Source organism: Lacipirellula sp., from assembly GCF_965279485.1.
Lineage (GTDB): Bacteria > Planctomycetota > Planctomycetia > Pirellulales > Lacipirellulaceae > Lacipirellula.
Map to the genome: position 1 here is coordinate 4,899,930 of NZ_CBDIIC010000002.1, position 22,167 is coordinate 4,922,096.

Here is a 22,167-nt window from a genome sequence, read left to right on the forward strand (position 1 = left end):
TCCCTTGTCGCTGAGCCGCGAATCCGGTATTTCTCCGCGGCCTGTTGGGCGGCGTCTCGCTGCGCTTGCGTTGCGTTGATGCTTGCCGACCCGCTTTTCCCGCAATCCGCACGGCTCCGGGGCCGCTATGCAGCTAGTTTCCACAACTCGATCGCCTCTCCGACTGCTCGCCCTCGCCGGCGCGTTGGCGGCGATGGCTTGTCTGGCGACGCCGTGCGTAGCTCAAGAAACGCCCGCGTCGTTCAGCAGCGTGGCGGATCAACTCCCCAGCGTTCGCCCCACCCCGCCTCCCTCAACGGCCGCCGCGACGACCACTCCCGCTGAAGAGCTTGTCGCTGAAGTCCGCATCATCGGCAACGAAACGACCAGCAACACGCAAGTCCTCACGAACATCACCACCCGCGCCGGCCGTCCGTTCGACGAAACCGTCGTACAACGCGACGTTCGCAACCTGGCAAACCTCGGTTGGTTCGTCGACGTGAAGTCGCTTTACGAACGCACGCCGCAAGGGCGGATCGTGATCTTCCAGGTCGTCGAACGCCCCACGATTCGCTATGTGCAGTACGTCGGCAACAAGAAGGCCAAAGACAAAACGCTTGCCAAGCAGACGCTGCTCAAGGTTGGCGGATCGGTCGATCCCTATGCCGTTCAAGAAGGCAAACGCAAGCTCCGCGACTATTACGTCGGCAAGGGCTTCAACAACATCCAAGTGTCGATCCTCGAAGGCGACAAACCAACGGATCAGGGCGTCGTCTACCTCATCCATGAAGGCGTTTCGCAGAAAATCTGGCGCACGACGTTCGTCGGCAACGATAGCGGCTTCGTTTCCGACGGCCGGTTGAAGACGCTTATCAAATCGAAGCCGCCGATTCTCTATCTGTTCAAGGGGCACGTCGATCGCGACAAGATCGAAGCCGACTCGGCGGCAATCACGGATTACTACCGGGCGCACGGTTACTTTCAAGCCCGCGTCAGTCGCAAGCTGGAAGACGACGAAGACGGCGATTGGGCGACGCTCACCTTCGTGATTCACGAAGGAATTCAATCGAAGGTTCGCAACGTCTCGGTGATGGGCAACACGAAGTTCGAGCAAAAGCCGCTCGAAGAAAAGTTGACGCTCAACAATGGCTTGCCGTTCGAACAAGCGAAGATGCAAAAAGACTCGCAGTGGATGCAAGAGCTATACGGCAGCCAAGGCTACGTCTTCGCCGACGTGCAGCCCGAGGTCATCTTTCTGGAAGAGCCAGGCGAAGTCGATCTCCGCTACGACATCAAGGAAGGCGATCGCTTTCGCGTGGGACGAATTTTCGTCCACATTAACGGCGACAATCCGCACACCCGCATTCAGACCGCGCTCAACCGCGTGACGCTCCGACCGGGGCAGATCATGGACATCCGCGAATTGAAAGCCAGCGAACGCCGTCTGCTCGCGAGCAGCCTGTTCCACATGGACGCTCAATCAGGGCAGCGCCCGAAAATCACCTACCGCATTCCGGACGACGCCGACGTCGCTGTGGCTAGTCGGCCGACTGGCAATGTCCGCGGACAAAGCCCCGACAACCTGGGCCCGCCGGTGTTGCCGCCGTTGGGATCGGCCGAGGTCGCCCAACCTCCTGTGATCGTTGACGCGCCGTTGCTGCCAATGCAACGGGACGAGATGGAGGTCCATTTCGAGTTTGACGACGAAGCCCACTTCCGGCGTTGGCAAGAAGCGGAAATGCAGCCAGACGTGCCGGTCGCTCCCGCTGCCGTTGAAGCAACTCCGACCCCTGCAACTTCGGGGGCTGCGCCCGCTCAACCGCTCCCGCGGCCTAGCTATCTCGAGCAACCGATTTTCCGCGGCCAAAGCCCGGCCGCTCCCGAAGCGCTGCCCTACTGGTCGCCGCAGCGTTCGGCGGCGCCTCGCGTCGTTCAGCATTCGCCGGCCGAGAACGCCGCTAACGGCTATAACGCCTATGCTGCGGCCCCTGCGCCGAATCCTAATGATCCCTACGCCGCGGTTCAGAACGTCCGTGGCCAGAGCCCCGACGCCGTCAACCAAGCCTATTCGACTCTTCCCGCTGGCGGCGCGCCTGCCGTCAACTATGGCGGACAAGTGGTGAGAGCAGGCGGCGCGGATGCGAGCGTGAACGGCGGCGTCATGCCGGCTCAATACTCGGGCAACTTGCAGCCTCCCGCCGGATCGGTGGCGCCGCAACCGCTGAGCCCGCTCGGCCCGTTGCCGGGATACTCGGTTGATCCGACGAGCCCACTGTACGCCGGCCCGCAAGGACTGCCGAACTATCCTGAGGGAACCGTCGACATTATGGTCGACGGCACTGAAACGCAGACCGGCCGGTTGATGATCGGCTTCGGCGTCAACTCCGACGCCGGCGTGGTCGGCAACGTCGTCGTCGACGAACGGAACTTCGACTGGACGCGACTCCCCACGAGTTGGGAAGACGTCCGCAACGGCTCGGCCTTCCGCGGCGCCGGTCAACGCTTCCGCATCGACGCCTCGCCCGGTTCGTCGGTGAACCGCTACTTGGTGAGCTTCCAAGAACCGTATTTGATGGATCGCCCGATCAGCCTCGGCTTGAGCGGATCGTACTTCGATCGCAACTACCGCGACTGGGACGAACAACGCATCGGCGGCCGCATTTCGCTGGGCCATCAATGGGTCGAACGCGACCTGACGGCGACGATTGCCTACCGCGGCGAAAACGTCGAAATCTACAACCCATCCGTTCCGCTAGGCACCGTCCCGCTGCTTGATGAAGCATTGGGCGACAACGTTTTGCATGGTTTCCGCGTCTCGCTTATCAACGACACGCGCGATAGCTCGTTCTTGGCGACGAAGGGCCACTACTTCGAAGTTGGCGGCGAGCAAGTGATCGGAACGTTCGATTACCCGCGCGTCGATCTCGACTTCCGCCAGTACTGGATGCTGCACGAACGGCCCGATCACTCCGGCCGGCATGTGTTGAGCTTCAGCACCACCGTCGGCTACACCGGTACGCAAACGCCGATCTACGAAAACTTCTTTGCCGGTGGTTTCGCGACGATGCGCGGGTTCGATTTCCGCGGTGCGTCGCCGGTTGAGAACAACGTCGAGGTCGGTGGTCGCTTCCAATGGCTCAACAGCGTGCAGTACTTGTTCCCCGTCTCGGCGGACGACATGTTGCACGGCGTCGCGTTCTGCGACTTTGGTACGGTCGAGCCCGACACAAAGATCCAGAACTTCCGCGTGGCCCCCGGTATCGGCGCCCGCATCACGGTCCCGGCAATGGGCCCGGCGCCAATCGCGCTCGACTTCGCCTTCCCGGTGAGTTACGCGAGCTTCGACGATCGCGAAGTCTTCAGCTTCAGCATGGGCTTCAGCCGGTAGAGTGCTCCTGCTTTGCTGCCGCACATTAGCCCCGGGCTTCGCCCGGGGGTTGCACGACGCGCGACAACGCTCATCGGAATGGTAACCTACCCCCGGGCAGAGCCCGGGGCTATTGCGCAGGCGTCGGCTGATCCGCACACGGGCAATCGCTCCGCGGCATCATCGCCGGATAGCCTTGCCCATCCATCGGCTGCTGCATCTGTTGCGGCGGCGGGCCGCCCCAGCGTTGGCGGGCCACGTCGAAGTGGCCAGGGTAGGGGCGCTGGTACCAGCTTTGCGTCGCGAGCACCGGCGGCGAGAATGTTGGGAAGAAGCCGCCGTACATGTATGACGGAAACGAGTAGCCGAACCCGCCGCCGCGGGCGGACCAATCGTCGGCGCCTTGCCGCATGCGCGAGTAGGTCGGCGGCGCTTGTTGCGCGAACCCCGTCGGCGCGACCGCGCCGACCAAGAGTAGCGCGGCAATTGTGGAGCGGTTGAGGATCGACGCCATCGCAAACTCTCCGGAAGCATAGAAGGGGCGGAACGCGGGGCGGGCGTTCGCTAGTTCTATGCTAGGCAGGTGCGGTGGCGGGGCTCAACCAGATTGCGGCGCCGTGTGTGGTGCGCGACCGCCGGTCGCGGCTTTATTGGGGGTGGTGTGGGATAGCGCGGTTGTGCGGGCAATCAATCGTCGCTGTCCGAGAACATGCCCGCCGGCGGGTGTTCGATGCTGTCGGCCATCTTGTTGAGGGCTTCAGTCTCGATCTGCCGCACGCGTTCGCGGGTCAGGCCGAGCTCTTCGCCGATTTCTTTCAGCGTGCGGGGTTCGTAACCGTCGAGGCCGAACCGCATCCGCAGGACGGTCGCTTCGCGTTGGTCCATCGTTTGGAGCATCGCTAGCACATGCCGCAGGCTGTCGCTTTCGACGAGCGCGTCGTCGGGGGCCTGTTGCCGTTCGTCCATCACCATGTCGCCCAGCGTCCAGCCCGCTTCGGTCTGGTCGGTCTGCGGCGTGGCGTTGTAGATCTTGATCGCCTTCTTAATGATCGGCAGCTTCTTCTTCGGCAGGCCGAGGACGCGGGCGATTTCTTCCGGCGTCGGGGTGCGATCGAGCTCTTCCGTCAGCCGCGCGGTGGCTCGCCGCCACTTCGACAGGAGTTCGACCATGTACGCCGGGATACGGATCGTCTTGCCGGTGTTGATCAACGCCCGCTTAATCGACTGCTTGATCCAGTAGCTGGCGTAGGTGCTGAACCGCGTGCCCATCGCCGGATCGAAGCCCTCGACGGCGCGTAGCAGTCCCAGGTTGCCCTCTTCAATGAGGTCCTGCAGGGCGAGGCCTTTGCCGGAGTAGCCGCGGGCGATATTCACCACGAGCCGCAGATTGGCGCGGACCATGCGGTCGCGGGCCGCGAGATCTCCCTCGCCAATGCTCGTGGCGAGTTCTTTCTCCTCGCGAGCGTTGAGGAGTGCCGTCTCGTTGATTTCACGCAGGTAGGTTTCCAGCGGCGTTTGAACGGCTGAGGAAACTTTACGCTTGCGGGTGGTGGCTGGCATGGCGCTTACCGTCGCATGGAGTGTGGACAGGGAACCGACTACGGGAACGTCTTACGCAGGCCTCGCGAACAATCCCTGCCCATCGACGGCGACGACGTTCACATTCTCTTCGTATGGTGCTGTGCTAGCTCTATCGACGGTTGAATCGCGGCGCCTCCACAAGCGGAGCCATGTGCACGAGTGGGGCGAATACGCCCAACGTTCCGGTAGTGCCAAGAAAAAGGGCCCCGCGGGTCGTAACCCGCGAGGCCCTTCGATTTGCTGCAAACTAGGCCGGCGTCGCGTGCGGCGCCGGTTGCGAGGACGATTACGATTCGTCCGATTCCGACGACGAAGCCGACTTGAACAGCGGACCGGAATCGGCCGAGCCGACGCCGCCCTTGAGTTCCATCGCCGGTTCGCGCGTCGCGCCAGCCGTCGACATGCCGTTGCCATTGGCTTCGGCAGCCGCTTCGTCTTCCTCGGCCCATTCAACGCGCTTCCGCGACAGGCCGATCTTGCGTTCTTCGGTATCGACGCGAAGCACCTTCACTTCGATGTCGTCGCCAACGTTGACCACGTCCTGCGGGTTCTCGACCTTTTGGTCGGAGAGTTCAGAGATGTGGAGCAACCCTTCGAGGCCATCTTCCAGGCCGACGAAGACGCCGAAGTTCGTGATCTTCGTGACTTTGCCCTTCACCAGCTGACCTTGTTGGTAGCGGTTCGGGATGTCGGTCGACCACGGATCTTCGTCGAGCTGCTTGAGGCCCAGGGCGATGCGGCGACGTTCTTGGTCGACCGACAGCACCTTGCATTCCAGCTCTTGGCCCTTCTCGACCAATTCGCTCGGGTGGCTGATCTTGCGGGTCCACGACATGTCGCTCACGTGGAGCAAACCGTCGATGCCTTCTTCGATCTCGATGAAAGCGCCGTAGTTGGTGAGGTTGCGAACCTTGCCCTTGACCATGCTGCCGGTCGGGTACTTGTCCGAAACCTTTTCCCACGGGTTCGACTGGGTCTGCTTCATGCCGAGCGAGATCTCTTGCTTCTGCTCGTCGATCCGCAGGACGACCACGTCGATGACGTCGTCGATGTTGACCAGTTCGCTCGGGTGGCTGATGCGCTTGGTCCACGACATTTCGCTGATGTGGACGAGGCCTTCGATGCCGTCTTCCAGCTTCACGAAGGCGCCGTAGCTCATCACGTTGACGACCGTACCCTTGATGGCCGAACCGACCGGGTACTTCGCCGCCACGTTCTCCCACGGGCTGGCCTGACGTTGCTTCAGACCGAGGGCGATCTTTTCCTTCTCGTAGTCGATGTGGAGAACCATCACCTCGAGCTCGTCGTCGATCTTCACCATTTCGCTCGGGTGATTGATGCGACCCCAGCTCATGTCGGTGATGTGCAGCAAGCCGTCGATGCCGCCCAGGTCGACGAACGCGCCGAAGTCGGCGATGTTCTTGACGATACCCTTGCGGCTTTGGCCGACTTCCAGCTTCTTGAGCAACTCGGCCTTCTTTTCGGCCCGTTGCGATTCGATCAGGCTGCGGCGGCTGACGACGATGTTGCGGCGGGCCTCGTCGATCTTGAGGACCATGCACTCGATCGTCTTGCCAATGTATTCGCCGATGTCGTGCGGACGACGGATGTCGACCTGGCTCGCCGGCAAGAAGACGTTGACGCCGATGTCGACCAGCAAGCCGCCCTTGATTTTGCGGGTGACGAGGCCGGAGACGACGTCGCCTTCGTGGACGGTCTCCATGACCTTCATCCACTTTTCGATCTTCTCAGCCTTCCGCTTGCTGAGGACGATCATGCCGCGATCATCGAGCCAGCCGGTTGAATCTTCGACGTCCTCGACGAGGACGCGGATCACTTGGCCGACTTCGGGTTGATCGGGATCTTCCGGTTCCCACTCGTTGCGGGGGATCATGCCCTCGCTCTTGTAACCGACGTCGACGAGCACGAACTCGTCGTCGATGCGGATGATTTTGCCTTCAACGATCTGATTGACGTCGACGTCTTGGCCGCCAAGCCAACTCGCGTCATCTGGAGCCAGCTCGCCTAGGGCTTCGGTCCAGTCTTCCTCAGAAACGTCGAACTCACGAATAAGATTGCGGTTAACCATAGAAAAAGTGGGCGGAGCAGAGACTTGCGACCGATCGAGCTCGATCGCCTCTACCAAAAAGAGGGAGCCATCCCCAGCGTCTGGCAGCCGTACGTCGGCTTACCGCGGAATAAAGGCGCAGGGACAAGCCCGCCATCCTAGCAAATCGCCGTGAAACGGGCAATCGGGGTAAGTGCTTGCAGCGGCAGGGATTCCCGCTCGCGCAGCTACTTCGCTGTCATCCCGCTGTGGGCCCGGACGCCCTGGACGATTTCCGCCAGCCGGTCGACCACTTCTTCCGGCGAGAGGCCGTCGGTGAGGAATTCGATGGAATCGCTGGCCTTCGCCAGTCCGCCGTAGGCCCGCTCGGTATCGCCTTTGTCCCGCAGCCGCTGCTTCCGCAGCACTTCGGCCAAATCGACCTCTTCGCCGCGGGCCTGCAGGTCAAGAAACCGTCGTTTCGCCCGCTCTTCCTCGCCCGCGGTGAGAAAAATCTTGCATTCAGCCTGGGGGAAGACGACCGTCGCCTGGTCGCGGCCCTCAGTCACCACATCCTGTCCGGATGCGAAGGCTCGCTGTTGGTCGGTCAGCAGGCGACGGACCGCCTGGTTGTCGGCAGCATGCTGGGTGAGGGTGGTAATCTCCAGCGTCCGGATCGCCGCGGTTACATCCTCGCCATTCATCGAAATGTGACTGTCAGAAAGGTCCAGTACCAAACTGGCAGCGACGGCCGCCAGTTGCTCTGGCTGGTCCCAATCGACTCCCGCTCGATGGCCGGCCAGGGTGACCGCCCGGTACATCGCCCCGGTGTCGAGGAAGCGGAAGCCGAGCCTCCGGGCCAAACGGCGTGCAGCGCTGCTTTTTCCGGCGCCGGCGGGGCCGTCGATGGTGACAATCATGGGGGTTCTGAGCGGAGCGGGGCTGAAAAATCGCTGCAATTCGAGCGTCAACCTCCTGTTATCGGGGGCAAAGGGGCCGGGTGCAACCGTTGCGCCGAATGAATCGGCTGCTCGCTGGCCAGAGCCCTGTTTTTGCCGCGTTTCAGCGGGCGAACGGTCGTAGCCGCTGGGTATACATTCCACCCAGCCCGACTAGAATGTCAAACTGGGGGGAAGGTGTACCGACAGTCCGGCGGCTGAGGTGCGCGGCGAAAAACACGCCGGCGAGGCGCTCACGGAGCGCTTCGTCACGCGGAAACGCCGTGGATTTCAGCGGAAAATTTGACTGCGCGGTGCGCCTCGATAGATTTGCATATAGAGAAGTAGAGGCACTGCTCTCGCGCGATCAATCCACGCCCCCAAACTAGCACTGGTGTCGGGCGTAACGAGACTCTTCGGCTTGCTGAAGCTGCTATTTCACATAGCTGATTGATCGTTGGGAGCAATTGCGACGGATCTGAACACTCCGTCGCGGACAATATTCGAACGGAACAGAGGTCACGAATATGGCCAAGGGTGGCGCCGTATGGGGTATCGATATCGGTCAATGCGCTCTCAAAGCGCTGCGATGTCGTCCACATGAGAAGGAACCCCGGCGACTTGTCGTCGAGTCGTTCGATTACATCGAATACCCCAAAATTCTGACTCAGCCCGAGGCGGAGCCGGCGGAACTTGTCCGCGAGGCCCTCGAAACGTTCCTCTCGCGCAACGAGTTGGTCGGCGACACCGTCGCGATGTCGGTCGGCGGTCAAAACGGCCTGATGCGGTTCATCAAGCTTCCGCCGGTCGAAGCGAAGAAAATCCCCGACATCGTCAAGTACGAAGCCCGGCAGCAGATCCCGTTCTCGCTCGACGACGTCGTTTGGGATTACCAACAACTCACCGGCGGTAGCGAGGAAGATGGCTTTGCGCTCGAGCCGGAAGTCGGCTTGTTCGCGATGAAGCGCGACCAAGTCGCTCGCGCCCTCACCCCGCTCGAGAAGGCCGGCATCGAAGTCGACCTCATCCAGCTGGCGCCGCTAGCTGTTTACAACTACGTCTGTTTCGACCGCCTCGAAGAACTAAAGTCGCAGCCGTACGACCCCGCGAAGCCGCCGTCGTCGACGGTGGTGATCTCGCTTGGCACCGACACGACCGACCTCGTCGTGACCAACGGTTTCCGCGTCTGGCAACGCAACATCCCGATCGGCGGCAACCACTTCACCCGCGCGCTGAGCAAGGAACTGAAGCTCACCTTCGTGAAGGCTGAGCACCTGAAGCGCAACGCGACGCAGGCCGACGACCCGAAGGCGGTCTTCCAAGCGATGCGGCCCGTCTTCAGCGACTTGCTGGCGGAAATCCAACGCTCGCTTGGCTACTTCCAGAGCCTCGACAAAGCGGCCCAAATTGGCGAAGTGATCGCCCTGGGCAACGCGATGAAACTCCCCGGTCTGCAGCGGTACCTCGCGCAGAACTTGGAGCAGGAAGTCCGTCCGATCGAAGACTTCAATCGTCTCTCCGCCGGCAGTGCAGGGGGGAACGCGCAGTTCAAGGAAAACATCCTCAGCTTCGGCCCGGCGTACGGGCTGTGCGTGCAGGCGCTCGGCAAGTCGGAACTGAAGACCAACCTGCTACCGGAAGAAATCGTCCGCACGCGGATGATTCGCGCGAAGAAACCGTGGGCCGTTGCCGGCGTCGCGGCAGTGCTCGCGGGACTGACGTTCAATTACTTCACGCACGTCAGCTCATGGCAAACCTCAGACATAAACCGCGCTGATTTTAAGTCGGCGTTCGGCACGGCGGGCTCGGCGGCGTCGACGGCTTCCAGCTTTGAAACCGAGCGGACTGGTATCCGCGAGGTGGTGACGAAGCTCACAGAGACGCAGAACCAGCTCATCAGCAACGTCGAAGGTCGGCTGGAGTGGCTTGATCTGGTGAAGGCGCTCGACGCGGTGATGCCGCGCGACGAGCGGCCGCGCGAAGAGAAGGCCGATCATGTGATGAGCCGGAAGGAACTCCATATCACCTCGGTCGACGAACGACATTTCACGGATCTCGCTGCCGAGTATGTGACCCCGACGGACGTGCTCTACCAAGGCTCCAAGAGTCAAGACGCCGCCGTTGGCGCCGGCGACGCCGCCGCGACTGACGCCAGCGCTGCGGCCGACCCGACGGCGACGCCTGTCGATCCCACGGCGGGCGGCGACGCTGCCGCTGCGGGGGGCGCTGGTCTCACTGGACCAGGCTTCGTGGTGCAGATCACCGGCTACCACTACCACAATGCCGACAAAACAAACCAGACCCGCAAGTTCGTCATCGATTCGCTCGTCAAGGCCCTCGAAGAGGGAACGGTACAGCTCCCAGACGGCTACGATGAAGCGACGAAGCAGTTCACCGGCAAGCTGATCGACGTCCCGTTGAAGGACATGGGCATCAGCCGGGCTTGGCTCGTCGCCGGCAAGCCGCTCAAGAAGGAATACGTCGATCCAGACGCCGCCTTGTACGGCGACGGCCAGACGCCTACGGGGCAGGTTGGTTTTAGTGGTTTGGCCGGCAACGCGCCGGGCGCAGCCGCTGAGCCAGGTGCCGATCCGGCCGTGCCTGTTTCCAAGGGGTTTGAAGTCGACCGCTACGACTTCGTCGTCCAGTTTTGTTGGCAGCCTCGCACGCGAGCGGAACGACGCGAGGCGACGGCCGCGCGCGTTGCCGCCGAAGCCGAAGCGGCCGCCGCGAAGGCCGCCGCTGCGAGCGAGGCTGGCGCCGAGGGAACTCCCGTCGAGGAAGCCCCCGTTCAGTAACGCATCGTATTCGATTTAACGACCCTACCGAATCCCAACGACATTTCACCAGTTTCTCCTCACGTTCGAGCAACCGGTCAGCGATAACGAGATCGATTCATGGATAAAGTTCGTGTCTTCATGAAAGTCGCGTGGACCCAGCGATTCTGGATCCTCAGCGTCGTCGGCGTGCTTGCCGCCGTCATCTGCTGGAGCATGGCCTCGGGCAACCTGCAGACCCAGTTCGAAGCGAACAAAAAGCAGATCGACGGCAAGTTCGGCGAGATGACCGCCATTACCGGCAAGCAATTCCATGGCAACGAAGGCGTGAATGCCAAAGATCGCGAAGAAGCTAAGAAGATTGCCAATAGCGTCAAGGAGCTCTGGCAGAGCCTCTTCGACGCTCAGCGTGAAGAAGTTCTCAAGTGGCCTGACGTTCTGGGCGACGATTTCGTCGACTACGTCAAAAACGCCAGATTCGATTCCCAGATCAAGCCTGACTTCCGCGATCGCTATCAGAACTACATCAAGAACCGCTTCGAAGGCTTGGTGAAGATCGTCGATGCGAAGAAGATGCCGGTCGACGGGGCCGCGGGCGCCTTCGGCACGCAACCCGGGCGCGAAGGGGCGTTCCGCAACGAAACGGGCGGCGCCGAGCCGCTGCTCGATGCGCAGGGCATGCCGATCGAGGAAAATTACCTCGTCCAGTGGGGCGATCAAGCCGTCCTGCGTCAGCAACTCGAATTCAGCGACGTCCCCACCGCGCGGCAGATCTGGGTGACTCAAGAAGATCTTTGGGTCTACGAAACGCTGCTGCGGGCCATCGCCAATACGAATAAGGAACGCGGCGCAACGCGTCCCGATAATACGGCGATCAGCGTGATTCAATCCCTGCAAGTTGGCGCTCCCGCCGCCCTAGCGATTGCTCAGGAGTCGACGATTCTGCTGCCCGCGGAAGCGATGGTCACAGGCGGCGAAGTGGGGGTGACGCCCGAGGGAGGGGGGGCGGTAGGCCGCGAAGGCGAAATGGGCGCCGCAAACATCGACGCCTCGCTCCTGATGAACCGTTACATCGATGCCGAAGGCAAGCCAATCCCCGACGCTTCGAGCGGCGCCGGCGTCGAGTTTCGCCGCCTGCCGATTCGCATGATTCTTTCGATGGACGAACGCTATCTTCCCAAGATTCTCGTCGAGTGCGCCAACGCTCCTCTTCCGGTCGAAGTCCAACGCCTCCGCATCAATGCGGAAAAATCTGGCTCCGACAAAGACAACCAAGGATTCACCGTTGGCGCGGCGGCGAGCGCCGGCGGCATGGGCGGCGGAGCGCCAATGGGACGCGGCATGGAAGGGGGCATGGGGCGTTCGATGGGAATGCCGATGGGACGTGGTATGGAAGCGGGCGGCATGGCCCTCACGCCGGTTGAAATCCCCAACATGGTGACCGTCGACGTTCAGGGCGTCGTGTACATTTACAACCCGCCTGACCCGACGATCCTCACCGTTCCCGGCGACGACGCGGCCGCGACTGGCAGCGAAACTCTCGCCGCCGGCGACGCCGGAGTAGTGCGTTAACAAAGTAGCGAGTCGCGAGTTTCGAGTTGCGAGAGCCAGGCAACTTGGAAGCGCGCAATTCGCAAGATCGCCGCATTTTACTCGCAACTCGAATCTCGTAACTCGCAACTTTATCGGCTACCGAGCAGGACCTGAGCGATGAAAGCAAAACTCAAAGGCGCCAACGGATTTGTGCGATTCTTGCTCAACCACGGCGAGAAGATCGGCATTGCCGCCATCCTCGGCGTCGCGGGAATGCTCATCTACAGTTCCTTCGGACGTCCCGTCGTCGATGCGACGAAGCAGCCTGATCGGTTGCTCCAGGCAGCGTCGGGCGCCACCGAACACGTACGAACCATGAGTTGGGACGCCTTTCCGAAAGAAGAGCGGACTGACTTCGCGAGTTTTGAGTCTCAGCCCGGGGAAAAATACTTAACGCCCGTTGATCCCAAGGAATATCCAGCGAAGCCGCCTTGGAATCCCCCCCTCATTCCGCCCGTGAAGCTCCGTCAGGACCCGGTGCTGGTCGCCGTGACTGATCTTGAAGTCCACCCCGGCTCCGGTCTGTGGATGGCTGCCGATCCCGAGGTGATTCTTGAGAAGATGCGCGCCGCCGCGAAGGAAGCGGCAGACTTGGAACGCGAGGCCGCGGAGGAAGCGGAGCGTGACGCCGAGGGAGGCGAAGGGGGCCGTGGCCGAGGTCGCGGGCGAGAAGGCCGCGGCGGCATGGCCGAGGGGCGCGGCGGCATGGGGATGGGCGACATGAGCGGCATGAAGACGAAGGACGGCGCTCTCGTCGTCCCGCCGGCCGGCGGCGCCCAGATGCAAGGATTCGAAGACATTCGCGAAATGTCCTGGGTTACGGTCCTCGCCAAGATCCCCATCAAGCAGCAGTTCCAGATGTACGAAGACGCGCTCGCCTCGTCGCGCGGCTTCAACGTCACCACCGATCAGCCGCAGTACCTCGGCTACGTGATCGAGCGGGCGGAAGTCACCGAAGAGGGAACTGGCAAGTTCATGCCGCTCCAAACGATGACGGCCAAAAAGCTCACTGACAAAATGGCGACTTGGCCGCCGACGCAGTCGGTCGATCCGGGGAATCCCAAGTACAACCATCCGTTGCTCACTTATCCATTGCCGCCGATGGTAATGCGCGAGTGGGGTAACGAGATTACTCACTCAGATTTGCCGATCCCCACGCCCGAAGATCTCATGCGCGAGGCCGAAGAGGCTGCTCAGCAGCCGGTTGTCGAGGAAGAAGCGGGTTCCGCCGACGATCCCTTCGGCAGCGCCGCCAAACGGCGTACCAACCAACAAGGTGGTGCGGCGTACGGTCGTGGCATGGAAGGCGGCATGGGCGGGCGACCCATGGGAATGCCGATGGGCCGCGGCGCGGAAGGCGGTATGGGCATGGGCCGTCCGATGGGCGGTATGGGGCGCGAAGGCGGCATGGGTATGGGAGGCATGGGCGCCATGGGGATGGGCGGTCGCGGCGCCGACGGCGTCGTCGAACTTCCCGAATATGTCTGGGACGGCGTCACCAAAACGGTCCTCTTCCGCTTCTTTGACGATACCGTCAAACCGGGCCGCCGTTACCGCTACCGCGTTCAACTCGTGCTGAAAGACGTTAACGCCGATCAGCCCCCGATGTTTCTTGATCCCACGGTCACCACTCGTCAGACGAAGGATACGCGCCGTTTCCGCATGAGCGAATGGAGTGAACCAAGTCCCGTCGCCGTGGTGCCCGAGCCGGGTTTGATTTTCATCGCGCAAACGAAGGACGTGGCGAGCGCCGAGCCGGAAGCCCGCCTGATCGTCAAGTCGGTCGACAGCGTCAATGCCGCCGAGATCGCGCACAACAACTGGTATGCCCGCGGCAGCGTGCTCAATTTTGCGAAACAAGCCCAGGTCATCTGGTCTTCGCTTTACAAGGTGAGCGCTGAGGAGCCGACCGAATCGCCGCTGTTCCGCTTCCTCACCGGTTTGACGCTCGTCGACGTCGACGGCGGCGAACAAATGACGAAGAATCGCAAACTGCTGGCCCCTGCCCGAATGCTTATGATGGACTCGGCGGGCCGGTTGCGGATGCAGAATGAACTCGATGAATCGAAGACGGTTCGTTCGTTCGACTACATCATGCAGCAGAGCGCGGACGCCGATCGCCGCGCTCGCGAAGGCGCCGAAGAACGCGGCCAGGGCGGTCGCGGCGGCGGCGGTAGGCGAGGCGGGTTCTAATCACGGTGAAGCCGAGTCGAACGGCTTTCGCCGACAATCGATGCTAGCAATAAAGACGCCGCGGGATTTCCCGCGGCGTCTTTTTTTGCATCTGTCTCGCGAGTGCTCTTGACCGGCTTCTCTCTGGCCGGTATTTAACCCGCCGCTTTTCATCACAACCCGACGCCTCGCTAGGAATCCGCTTCGCGCGGGCTCGACGTTTGTCGAGTATGCGCGGCGCGATACCGCACCCAACACACGAATCATGCCCAGTCGCCTGAGCAAACCATTTGGCGTCGCATCCGGGGGAGCCGACGGCGCTCTCGCGTCGTCTCTCGTAAGGAGAACTGAGTTGAGACGGACCACTACTGTCCGAGTTGCAGCCATTGCACTCGCCACGTTTGTCTGGCAAACCGCCGCCCATGGCGTCGAAGGCCAGCCGAACGCCAACCCCTACGCTTCGGGCGCTGAGACCGCCGCGGCGGGCAATCCGTTCCGCGCCGCGGTTGAATCGCCGGCTCTGCCCGACGGCACGCTCGCCGTCCCGTCGACGAAAGCGCCGACCGCGGCTCCGTCGAATGCGGCAGCCAAGGGGCAGTCGGATCAACTCTTGCTCGACGCCCGCCGGGCGCTGAGCGTCGGCGATCTGCCGCGGGCTCAACAGTTCTTGGCAAAGGCTCAAGAGCTGAAGGTCGCCTACGACGGGCAAAGCGATTCGCCGCAGGCAGTATTCGAATCAATCGGCGAGTACCAAGAAGCCGCCGCCATGCGGAATCTCAATGGCGGAGCCAACTGGCGAATTGCCTACTCCAAGTTCCTCGTGAAGCAGGCCGACGCCTTGCTGTCGTGGAACGATCTCGACACGGCCGCTCGCGCCGCGAACGAAGCCGCTCAGCTGAATCCCCAGTTCAGCGGCAACGGAATCACCCCCCAAGACGTGCTGCGTCGCGTGGAGCAACGCCGCAAGTCGCCGACGAGCCTTGCCGTCACGGAAACTCCTGCTCCGGCCGCCGACGCCAAGCTGCAGACGCTCATCCTGCTCGGCCAAGCTCGGACCGCGCTCGCTGCCGGCAACTTGCCTGAGGCCCAACTCCTGGCGGGCAAGGCGAGTTCGCTCAACGTGCCAGACTCGCAGTTTGGCGCCGACGAAGACCGCCCGTCCCGCTTGGCGCTCGACATTCAGAAAGCTGCTTCGGCTGGTGCCGTGCCGGCTGGAGCCCAATTGCCGACGACGGCGACGCCTGGCGCCGGCGATCTCGTACAAGCTGCCGCCTCGTCAGAAACGGGCGCTGCGATGAAGCTCGCCCAAGTTCCGGAATTTACGCCGACTCCGCTCCCCAATGCCGCTGAAGCGACTCCGCTTCCGGGCGACCCGGCGCAAATGCTCGAAGCCGGCGAACAGGCTCTTCGCGCCGGCGATCGGGAAGGCGCTTTGCAATCGTTCAAGGCGGCGTACCAGAATCGCGCCCAACTCGACGTCCTTAGCCAGCAGCGGCTCCAAGGCCATATGCAAATGCTGCAGGGCAACAGCCCGAAAGAATCGCTGCCCAACCCCGGCAACTTGCTCGACTCTGCCGCAGAAGGCCAAGCCGTGCTCGTCCGCCAGATCTCGGCCGACGTCCTGAAGCGTCAGTCCGAGGCCGAAAAGCTTCGCTCGACCGATCCGAAGCAAGCCCTCAAGCTACTGGAGCAATCGCGGGCTCAAATCGAGGAATCGCAGCTTTCGCAAGAACTGAAGTCGCAACTCCTGCGTCGCATCGAACTCACGACTTCGTCGACCAACAAGTACATCGAAGACCACAAGGCGGAACTCGATCTGAAGGCGACCAACGACGAGATCCTGTCCGAGGTTCATCGTTCGCAGGCCGTCAAGCTCGAGGTCCAGCAGAAGATGGCTCAGATGGTCGACGAGTTCAACAAGCTCGTCGACGAGCATCGCTACGCCGAAGCGGAAGTCGTTGCGAACCGTCTCTACGAGATGGCGCCTGACGAACTCGTGGCTCAGCAAGTCAACAAGCAAGCGAAGCTCATCCGTCGCGAACGTTGGAACCAGGAAATCATCGCGAAAGCCGAAAATGGCGCCGCGAACATGTTCCTCGACGTTCGCGATACGTCAGCCAAAGCCTTGGCCCATGGCGATGCACCGTTCGCGTTCCCGACCGACTGGGATGCGATCAAGAATCGCAAGTCCATCGATCTCGGCAGCGGTCGTAATGCGAAGGAACTCGAAATCGAGCAGAAGCTGAAGACTCCAGTCCTGCCGAAGTACAACGAAACGCCCCTCACGAAAGTGGTGGAAGGTCTGTCGCAACTGGCAGGCGTCAATATCCATCTTGATCCTCGCGGCCTGAGCCAGGAGGGCGTTCGCAGCGACACGCCGATCACGCTGAACCTGCCGCAAGAAATCTCGCTCAAGAGTGCGTTGACGCTCATCCTTGAGCCGCTCCACCTCACCTACACGATTCAAGACGAAGTTCTGAAGATCACCAGCGAACAGATTCGCGACGGCGACCTGAAGATCGTCACCTATCCGGTCGGCGACCTCGTGATCCCGATTCCGAACTTCGTGCCGACCAACAACATCGGCCTGCAAGGGCTGATCAACGACGCTTACGCTGCAATGGGCGCCTACGGCCCAGGCGGCGTCGGCGGCCCAGTCTCGATGGTGGCGAACAATCGTCCCGGCCAGCCGCGCGTCGCCGGGGCCGAAGGTCCGGTCCAAGCGAACTTCGCTGCTCCGGCGAATGGTCCGGTGTCGACTCCCGCCGGCGGACCCGGCGGACTGGGCGGCGCCGCCAGTGCCGACTTCGATTCGCTCATTGATCTGATCGTCTCCACTGTCGAGCACGAAAGCTGGATGGAAAACGGCACGGGCGAAGGCGAAATCCAACCCTTCCCCACGAATCTCAGCCTCGTCATCAGCCAGACGCAACGCGTCCACGAACAGATCGCCGACCTGCTCGAACAGCTGCGTCGTCTGCAAGATCTGCAGGTGACGATTGAAGTTCGCTTCATTCGGCTCACCGATCGGTTCTTCGAACGGATCGGCGTCGACTTCGACTTTAACATCACCGACCGTACCGGTTTGAACCCTGCGGATTTTGCTCCAGGGCAAATTCCGCCGACGATTGGTCCGAGTGCCACGGTCGGTTTGAGCGGCGTCGCTGCCACCGATTCCGAGCCTAACTACTCGGTGGATCTCGACCTTCCGTTCCGGCAGGGTAGTTTCTCCCTCGCGACGCCGCAGTTCGGCGGTCCGCAGGACGTCGGCACGTTTGGTTTCGCGATCCTCAGCGACATCGAAGCGTTCTTCGTGATCAATGCCTCCCAAGGCGATCAACGGGCGAACGTGTTGCAAGCTCCGAAAGTCACCTTGTTCAACGGTCAGCAAGCGAACGTCATCGACTCGTCGTTCCGGCCGTTCGTCATCAGCGTGATCCCGGTCGTCGGCGAATTCGCCGCCGCTCAACAGCCGGTCATCGTCGTCCTCTCTGAAGGCACGATGATGACGGTGCAAGCCGTGGTTTCCGACGATCGACGCTACGTCCGCTTGACGCTGGTGCCGTTCTTCAGCCAGATCGGCGACGTCCAGACGTTCACCTTCGAAGGTTCGGAATCGATTTCGACCTCGAACTCGAACACGGATGACAACGACGGCGAAAGCACGTCGGAAGATGAAACCGAAACGACGAGCCGCAGCGGCACTACGGTGCAGTTGCCGACGTTCCAGGTCATTACCGTCAGTACGACGGTGAGCGTTCCCGACGGCGGTACGGTGCTCCTCGGCGGCATCAAGCGGTTGGTCGAAGGCCGCAACGAGTTCGGCGTCCCGCTCCTGAGCAAGGTGCCGTACATCGACCGCCTCTTCCGCAACGTCGGTATCGGCCGCGAAACGGACAGCCTGATGATGATGGTGACGCCTCACATCATCATCCAGGAAGAAGAGGAAGATCGCCTCGGCATCGCCAGCGAACAATAATCGCCGGCCGCTGCTAGAAACTACTTGATCGAAAATTCGCCGCCTTGCCGGGCCATGGATGCAAAATGCCATGGTTCGGCGAGGCGGTTCTTTTTTGCGCGTGGCGACCCCTGATCGCGGTCGCACTCAAAAGTTATGCTGAACGTTGCAACGCGGCGTTATCTCGAAACCAGCGGACCGAATCAGCATGTCACCCAAAACGATGGCCGTCCTCGGAGCCCTTCTTGCCGCCGCCGGCGTCGGCCTCGGAGCCTACGGCGCCCACGGACTTGAAGCCGCCCTGCGGAGCGCGGGTTACGAAGCGGATCTCGCCAAACGCCTCGCCTGGTTCGAAACGGGAGTGAAGTATCAGCTCTACCACGCCCTCGCTTTAGTGACGCTCGCGGCCTTGGCGACGAGTTTTCCGAGCGGAGGCCTACGCGTCGCGGCGATCGCGTTCGTCATCGGCATCGTGCTCTTCAGCGGTTCGCTCTACGGCATGACCTTCCTCGGCGAGGAATGGCGGAAGCTCGGCATGGTCACGCCGCTCGGCGGGCTCGCCTTCATCATCGGCTGGATCGCCGTCGCGATCGCCGCTTGGCGGCAGTAGAACGCTGCCCGCTGTAGTGCCAACGCATCTAGCCCCGGGCTCCACCCGGGGGTGGCTAACCGTTCTACTAGACTGCCCCGCGCGCAATGGACAACGACCCCTGGGCGAAGCCCGGGGCTAAAAGCAAAGCCGGGACGCCGCCATCGCTGGCGCCGTCCCGGCTTTTCAAGTGAAGCGGTCACGCAACCGCAGTTAGGAGTTACAACAACGACGGACTACACCGCCTGCAAGCACTCGAGCTCCTTCGCGAGCCGCTTCCGAGCGACGTGCAACCGCCGCTTGATCGTGCCCACCGGCGCCGAGAACTCGTCGCTCATTTCCACGAGCGACTGTCCTTGGATGTAGAACGCCACGAGCGTGCTGCGGTCGAGCGTCGCCAACCGATCGAGCCCTTCGTTGAGCTGATCGATCCGCTCCCGATTGAGGAGCGAAGTGATTGGCGCTTCGACCTCGCCGTCGAACCCTTCGAGCGAGTGCGGTTCGACCGCAGTCGCCGGCGGCCGACGAGCAGCCCGGTTAATCGATTGCCGCACGGCAATCGACCGCAACCAGCCTGGGAACGCCGCGGCTTCTTGGAGCTGTTCAAGCTTCTCGAAGGCCTTGATGAAGACCTCTTGCGAAGCTTCTTGCGCCTCGGCGTGGTTCCGCAACCGCTGCCAGCAGACGGCGAGCACCATCCGCTCGAAACGGTTCACGAGCGTTCCGAACGCTTCATTGTCGCCGTGTTGAGCCGCAGTCACGAGCTCAGCGGTGGTCGCCTCAGTCAAATCAAAGATTGGAGTTTCAAGTTCCATGGTTCTCTCGAGCTTGGGGCCTCGAGCGCCGGACCAGTTGGGTTGGGTCCAAGCGCGAGGCCAGTGGCAGCAAGGTCGGAAACCGGCGGCCAAAACGCGAACATACGCGCTGGGCTCGCCGACGGCCGGCGCCAGATAGGGAGAGATTCTCTAGTTAAGAATCGCAGCCCAGTTATCTGGCGGCGAGGCAACACGTGGCGTGCTGCCCGGAGCGCTGCAGTGCTACGGCACACAGCGCCCCGCCGGTAACGTGCGTTGGTACGCCTGTTACCGTCGTGAGATGCTGTAGCTGTTCGCGCATTGATAGCCAGAAGCGCGACGCGTAGCCCGTAAATGCGCACCATTTAGCTGCTGCTGCGGGGCGGCGGTCCGAGTCGCGGCGAATCGTGGCCATGACGCTCGACGGAGCGCTTTGGATGCCAGAATTGCAATTGCGGCTTTGGATGGAACGCATGATGCCCTCGCTGCGCTTGGTGCGCGGCTCGAGAGAGAAAAAACAGGAAGCTATCTGGCAGGGGCAGTCATCAAACTGCTAGACCGGCGCCGCCGGCCCACCAGACGCTCCTATGACTCTAGTTTCGGCGAGCAGGTTCGCCAAGGGAATCAAATTTCTCAGAAAAATCTGTACGAGCAAATCGACGTGACGTAAGTGGCCAATTGGCAACGAGTTGCGGCAGCCCGCGAGTCTGCCTAGCGCTGCCCAGCCGACGGGACAGTCACCGGCAGTGGGAATATTTCGCAGCTAGCGATGGGGGTAAAGCAGCTAGGAGTCACGCAGCAGCGGCGTCAGCTGGCCTCCAGCCACTGAGACCGAATTCGGCCGCTTCGCCAGCTAGTCGCCGTTCGAATTCCTATTCGCGAATAAGAATTCCCTATGCGTTTGCACCGCTCGCGCATGCCTCTTCACATTCGCCGCGAATATATTGCTCGTTAGCGCGTCGCCCAACCCACCCCCGGGCTCCGCCCGGGGGTGGGTTTCCATGCTGGTCGACGTCGTCCCGCGTAGGGCAACCCCAGGGCGGAGCCCGAGGCTAGAAGCAACTTGCCCGCGCTGAATCGATCTCAATTCAACAAGGCGGAACCTCATGCAACTGCGGCGATTCATCTTCACCCTGACGCTCGCCTTCCTCGCGACAACGACCGGCAGCGCGGCGGACCAGGAGGGAAAACTCGGCTTCCACATCCAGGCCCATCGCGGCGCCGGTATCAAGGCCCCGGAAAATACGCTCGAAGCATTCGAGTCGATGTGGGACGTCGGCGTCACGCCCGAGGCTGATCTCCGCACCACCAAAGATGGTGTCATCGTCTGCTTTCACGACGCCGACTTCAGCCGCGTCGTCGGCAACGTCGACAAAGCTAGGGCAGGGCAGGGGGTCGAGGATCTCACCGCTGCCGAAGTGAAGCAGCTAGAAGTCGGCTCCTTCCGCGGCAAACAGTACGCTGGCCAGCGCATCCCGACGCTCGCCGACCTCTTCGCCGCGATGCAGGGACACCCCGATTGGCTCGTCTACCTCGACATCAAAACGGAAAACGTCGATCTCGACCAACTGCAGAAGCAAGTCGTCGACGCCAGCCTACAAAAGCAAATCATCTTCACGACGAAGCACCACGACCTCATCCGTAAGTGGAAGCAGCGCGTCCCCGAGTCGCTCACCCTCATCTGGAACGGCGGCACCGAGGCCGAACTTAAGCAACGGCTCGACGACATTCGCGCCAAAGACTTCGAAGGCCTCACACACCTGCAAATCCACGTGAAGGTGATCGGCGATCCCGCGGACGCCGAGCCGTTCGTCCCGTCGATCGCGTTCCTCGAATCCGTCCGCGACGAACTCAAAGCACGCGGCATTGTCTTCCAGGTTCTCCCCTGGGAAAACGCCGACCCCGCCGTCTACACCCGCCTCCTTGAGCTCGGCGCCGAGTCGTTCGCTACCGACTACCCCGACGTCACCGTCGACGCGGTGAAGAAATTCAAGAGCCGCTAAAGCGCGCACGCTCGACGCGTTGCTTCGCCGTTTTCAGCCCCAACGGGGCGAAATTCAATAGCCGGGGGCGTAAGCCCCCTGTGCCTCGTCCGGCGATCGCGCAAGCCCCAGAGGGGCGACAGTGAGTCATGGATAACCAGAACCTAAAACGCTCGGCGAGCGCGCTGGCGAGTGGCCGAAAATCCCTCACCCGCTGAGTCGACTTTCGTGCTAAGGTGCGCCGTATCCAGCGCCCTCGCTGCGCGCCGATCTTTGAAAACCAGCACTATACCAACGAACGTACCACGCCCCCCAAGCGAGGTCCGTGTCGCGACGCAAACCGGCGAATGTCGCATCCTAAACACAGCCGCCGCAAAGGCTTAGATTAAT

General features: G+C 61.9%; 13 protein-coding genes. 8 read left to right on the forward strand and 5 right to left on the reverse strand.

What is annotated here, in order from left to right; all coding sequences use genetic code 11:
- Positions 1–127 precede the first annotated feature (127 nt).
- Positions 128–3,367, forward strand: a complete 3,240-nt coding sequence (locus ACQY7R_RS27150) for a BamA/TamA family outer membrane protein (protein WP_428308671.1) — start codon at positions 128–130, stop codon at positions 3,365–3,367.
- Between the two features lie 109 nt (positions 3,368–3,476).
- Here ACQY7R_RS27150 and ACQY7R_RS27155 read toward each other — a convergent pair whose 3' ends face one another.
- The 4 genes from ACQY7R_RS27155 to cmk all read right to left on the reverse strand — a co-directional run bounded on the left by ACQY7R_RS27155 (position 3,477) and on the right by cmk (position 7,894).
- Entirely contained in the window at positions 3,477–3,860 is a 384-nt protein-coding gene (locus tag ACQY7R_RS27155; protein WP_428308672.1) for a hypothetical protein, read from the reverse strand.
- A gap of 173 nt (positions 3,861–4,033) precedes the next feature.
- Positions 4,034–4,906, reverse strand: coding sequence for a sigma-70 family RNA polymerase sigma factor (locus tag ACQY7R_RS27160; protein WP_428308673.1), 873 nt, complete (start codon positions 4,904–4,906; stop codon positions 4,034–4,036).
- A gap of 307 nt (positions 4,907–5,213) precedes the next feature.
- On the reverse strand, positions 5,214–7,016 hold the full coding sequence (locus ACQY7R_RS27165; protein WP_428308674.1) for a 30S ribosomal protein S1: 1,803 nt from the start codon (positions 7,014–7,016) through the stop codon (positions 5,214–5,216).
- A 206-nt stretch (positions 7,017–7,222) separates the two neighbouring features.
- Complete coding sequence (cmk, locus tag ACQY7R_RS27170) at positions 7,223–7,894, reverse strand: (d)CMP kinase (RefSeq protein WP_428308675.1); 672 nt, start codon at positions 7,892–7,894, stop codon at positions 7,223–7,225.
- Between the two features lie 545 nt (positions 7,895–8,439).
- Here cmk and pilM point away from each other — a divergent pair.
- The 5 genes from pilM to ACQY7R_RS27195 all read left to right on the forward strand — a co-directional run bounded on the left by pilM (position 8,440) and on the right by ACQY7R_RS27195 (position 19,022).
- Positions 8,440–10,710, forward strand: a complete 2,271-nt coding sequence (gene pilM, locus ACQY7R_RS27175; protein WP_428308676.1) for a pilus assembly protein PilM — start codon at positions 8,440–8,442, stop codon at positions 10,708–10,710.
- A gap of 99 nt (positions 10,711–10,809) precedes the next feature.
- The gene (locus ACQY7R_RS27180; RefSeq protein ID WP_428308677.1) at positions 10,810–12,261 is read left to right on the forward strand and encodes a hypothetical protein; all 1,452 of its coding nucleotides are present in this window, start codon (positions 10,810–10,812) and stop codon (positions 12,259–12,261) included.
- Positions 12,262–12,399: 138 nt separating this feature from the next.
- Complete coding sequence (locus ACQY7R_RS27185) at positions 12,400–14,475, forward strand: hypothetical protein (RefSeq protein WP_428308678.1); 2,076 nt, start codon at positions 12,400–12,402, stop codon at positions 14,473–14,475.
- Between the two features lie 331 nt (positions 14,476–14,806).
- Positions 14,807–18,433: a hypothetical protein gene (locus tag ACQY7R_RS27190; RefSeq protein ID WP_428308679.1), complete on the forward strand. Its 3,627-nt coding sequence runs from the start codon at positions 14,807–14,809 to the stop codon at positions 18,431–18,433.
- 187 nt (positions 18,434–18,620) lie between these two features.
- Positions 18,621–19,022: a DUF423 domain-containing protein gene (locus ACQY7R_RS27195; protein ID WP_428308680.1), complete on the forward strand. Its 402-nt coding sequence runs from the start codon at positions 18,621–18,623 to the stop codon at positions 19,020–19,022.
- 215 nt (positions 19,023–19,237) lie between these two features.
- Here ACQY7R_RS27195 and ACQY7R_RS27200 read toward each other — a convergent pair whose 3' ends face one another.
- A complete protein-coding gene (locus ACQY7R_RS27200) occupies positions 19,238–19,816 on the reverse strand; it encodes an RNA polymerase sigma factor (RefSeq protein ID WP_152097889.1) in 579 nt (192 codons plus the stop codon).
- A 412-nt stretch (positions 19,817–20,228) separates the two neighbouring features.
- Between ACQY7R_RS27200 and ACQY7R_RS27205 the strand changes: the two genes are divergently transcribed.
- Together ACQY7R_RS27205 and ACQY7R_RS27210 are read left to right on the forward strand one after the other, a co-directional pair.
- Complete coding sequence (locus ACQY7R_RS27205; RefSeq protein WP_428308681.1) at positions 20,229–20,465, forward strand: hypothetical protein; 237 nt, start codon at positions 20,229–20,231, stop codon at positions 20,463–20,465.
- Positions 20,466–20,901: 436 nt separating this feature from the next.
- Positions 20,902–21,798, forward strand: coding sequence for a glycerophosphodiester phosphodiesterase (locus ACQY7R_RS27210; RefSeq protein ID WP_428308682.1), 897 nt, complete (start codon positions 20,902–20,904; stop codon positions 21,796–21,798).
- Positions 21,799–22,167: the final 369 nt, after the last annotated feature.

Excerpts from the sequence above, each read along its gene's own strand:
- ACQY7R_RS27150 (WP_428308671.1), top strand. The coding sequence starts at position 128 with ATGCAGCTAGTTTCCACAACTCGATCGCCTCTCCGACTGCTCGCCCTC.
- ACQY7R_RS27155 (WP_428308672.1), bottom strand. The coding sequence starts at position 3,860 with ATGGCGTCGATCCTCAACCGCTCCACAATTGCCGCGCTACTCTTGGTC.
- ACQY7R_RS27160 (WP_428308673.1), bottom strand. The coding sequence starts at position 4,906 with ATGCCAGCCACCACCCGCAAGCGTAAAGTTTCCTCAGCCGTTCAAACG.
- ACQY7R_RS27165 (WP_428308674.1), bottom strand. The coding sequence starts at position 7,016 with ATGGTTAACCGCAATCTTATTCGTGAGTTCGACGTTTCTGAGGAAGAC.
- cmk (WP_428308675.1), bottom strand. The coding sequence starts at position 7,894 with ATGATTGTCACCATCGACGGCCCCGCCGGCGCCGGAAAAAGCAGCGCT.
- pilM (WP_428308676.1), top strand. The coding sequence starts at position 8,440 with ATGGCCAAGGGTGGCGCCGTATGGGGTATCGATATCGGTCAATGCGCT.
- ACQY7R_RS27180 (WP_428308677.1), top strand. The coding sequence starts at position 10,810 with ATGGATAAAGTTCGTGTCTTCATGAAAGTCGCGTGGACCCAGCGATTC.
- ACQY7R_RS27185 (WP_428308678.1), top strand. The coding sequence starts at position 12,400 with ATGAAAGCAAAACTCAAAGGCGCCAACGGATTTGTGCGATTCTTGCTC.
- ACQY7R_RS27195 (WP_428308680.1), top strand. The coding sequence starts at position 18,621 with ATGTCACCCAAAACGATGGCCGTCCTCGGAGCCCTTCTTGCCGCCGCC.
- ACQY7R_RS27200 (WP_152097889.1), bottom strand. The coding sequence starts at position 19,816 with ATGGAACTTGAAACTCCAATCTTTGATTTGACTGAGGCGACCACCGCT.
- ACQY7R_RS27210 (WP_428308682.1), top strand. The coding sequence starts at position 20,902 with ATGCAACTGCGGCGATTCATCTTCACCCTGACGCTCGCCTTCCTCGCG.